The 2,290-nt window shown below is 46.2% G+C and carries 3 protein-coding genes and 1 pseudogene; 3 read left to right on the top strand and 1 reads right to left on the bottom strand.

Features of this window, described 5'->3' with window-relative positions:
* A pseudogene (locus AC4MRN_RS20530) lies at positions 1-101 on the bottom strand (chemotaxis protein CheV); the annotation flags it as partial.
* Between the two features lie 145 nt (positions 102-246).
* Here AC4MRN_RS20530 and flgA point away from each other — a divergent pair.
* From flgA to flgN, 3 genes are all read left to right on the top strand, one after another.
* Positions 247-981 (top strand): flagellar basal body P-ring formation chaperone FlgA, encoded by a 735-nt coding sequence (gene flgA, locus AC4MRN_RS20525; RefSeq protein ID WP_491204375.1) that lies wholly within the window; start codon positions 247-249, stop codon positions 979-981.
* A 114-nt stretch (positions 982-1,095) separates the two neighbouring features.
* Positions 1,096-1,437 carry a flagellar biosynthesis anti-sigma factor FlgM gene (gene flgM / locus AC4MRN_RS20520; protein ID WP_279318224.1) on the top strand — a complete coding sequence of 114 codons (342 nt, stop codon included), beginning with the start codon at positions 1,096-1,098 and terminating at the stop codon, positions 1,435-1,437.
* An 11-nt stretch (positions 1,438-1,448) separates the two neighbouring features.
* Positions 1,449-1,880, top strand: a complete 432-nt coding sequence (flgN, locus tag AC4MRN_RS20515) for a flagellar export chaperone FlgN (RefSeq protein ID WP_491204374.1) — start codon at positions 1,449-1,451, stop codon at positions 1,878-1,880.
* The last annotated feature ends 410 nt before the right edge of the window (positions 1,881-2,290 follow it).

The raw sequence follows: 2,290 nt of genomic DNA, 5'->3' as shown, positions 1-2,290 counted from the left end.
CCAAATCGCTGCCGACCGTTTAAACGGAACAGCAACAACTCCAGCCGGTTCTGGCCGACCAGTTGCGTACGCTGATTAACCGAATCTAAAATTCCAGACATACTTCACCTCGATATTTCAATGTGGGCATAGAGTTTGCGTGTTTCCTGTTTAACAGAGGTGGCGTCAATATACTGTCGCGGCTGTTCTGATTAGCAAAACTCGCTGATTTATCTTTAATAATAGTCAAAATGAAAACATCTGAACATGAAAATATTGAAAACATTACTTTTGCCTGCGCGCCTGGCTTTCATATTGACTACAGGTATCACCTTAGCTCACTTTGGCGCAATTGCCCAACTAAACACCGGTACGCCGCACGAGCGTCTGACGAATGCCGTTAAAGCGTTTTTGGAAAACCGTCTGGCACCAACCCGGGAAACCGATTTAGCGGATAATTTAAGCGTGGATGTGACCCCCATAGATAGTCGCATTAACATACCGGAATGCACCGTGCCTTTTAGTTTTGATGTGGATCCTGCCACGCTACAGCAATCCTATCTTAACGTCCGGGTGAGTTGTGACAGCAACAGTTGGTATTTATTTTCCAGTGCCAAAGTAACCCGCACCCGCACTATCGTTGTCACGGCCAGTATGATAAGCCCTGACACCGTGCTATCGGCCAGCCACTTATCGCTGGCCGAAGTCGACATTACACAACTGCGACACACCCCTTTCACCTCGCTTGAGGATGTGGTTGGCGCCCGGCTGAAATACCGGGTAAGAGAAGGCCAGCCGGTGCAAACGAATATGCTATGCTTTATCTGTAAAGGTGATAGAATCACCATTAGCGCTAACGCGGGTGCAATGAAGGTAAAAACCTCCGGCATCGCCCGACAGGATGGCGTGATTGGCGATACCATTGAAGTAGTGAACAGCAGTTCTAATAAGTCTGTCATCGCTGAAGTTGCCAGCACCCAGGAAGTCGTGGTGAATCTGTGATAAGGTGGCTATAAATACCGCGGTTTTTATGCGAAAAAAACGCAATTGAGCCTAAAGAAATTCTACCTGCAGCCGATAAATTAATTGAGGTTTAAAAGGTAGTGGAAATTAATTATGGCAATTAACAACGTAAACAATGGCTTACCCAAAGCGCCTGTTGACAATAACAAGGTCAACAGTCAGCAACAGCCACAACAAAATAAAACGGCTGCGCAGCAAGCTGCCGCATCAACAGCTCAGGCTGCCAATGTGCCGCGTCAGGATTCTGTGTCATTGACGCAGTCTGCTCAGCAGTTAAATCAGGTACAGAAGAAAAGTGCCGAAGCGCCGGTTAATCAGGAAAAGGTCGATAAACTGAAGAAAGCCATTCAGAGTGGTGAGTACAAAGTGGATCCACAGTCACTGGCGAAAAAGATTGCACGCCTGGAATCGGAGATTTTTGGATTTAAGTCCTGAAGCAACAAATCATGACGGCAACACTGAATGAGCAATTAACGCAACAAACTGAAAATCTGACATCTCTGAAAGCGATGCTGGATAAAGAGTTGCACCTGATTAGCTCAAGAGATGCCGAAGCGTTAATGACGCTGCTAAAAGATAAAGAACAACTGCTCGGTGCTATCCAAAACCTCGACGATGCCATTAACCCGCAGTTGCAGGCGCTTCAGCAAGAAGCGCCCCTCCCCGAAGACATTCAGGCCCATATTGACCAGGCCAAAACCCTGCTCAGCGAATGCCAGTATTGTACTGAAGTAAACCAGCTTGCCGTTGAGCAAGGTCAGTTACGCCTGGTTCATTTGCGCAACCTGATGATGGATGTTCGGGCCAAAGAGTCCCTGACCTACGATAAAGCCGGTAAAAAGAAAGGCGGCTTTTCAGGTAAAGGTGTAAGCGCGTAAACCACAATAACTTAAACAGTTACATTCGTGCCCAAAAGATTTTGCACGAGTAGGTTGGGTTATGCTGAGCTTGTAGTTTCTGTAATTCGTTCATCTGCACAAACGGATTAGTTGGGAAAGAACCACTTCCGGCAAATGCTAAGCACTAAGCTCTGTTCAGCAAGAATGAAAAATTTATTAGAAGCTGCCGACCTTTTCTGTACATTTTTTGCAGCGAACTGTTAGTAATTTAAACAAAGGCTGAGTCCACGCAGTATAAATCACTAACAAACGTGCTCTTAGGTACGACTAAGCGCGTTTTGTTCTTTGACCTAGAGTGCAAGGTCAACGATGGAATGGTCTCCCCCCTCAAACGGCATCGCAATGTGCCAAACCTGGAATTGAACAATCAAGTTAACAAGGTGAGGAGA

The sequence above is a fragment of the Marisediminitalea sp. genome, assembly GCF_984433645.1.
This window is presented reverse-complemented; position numbering and strand designations above follow the sequence as displayed.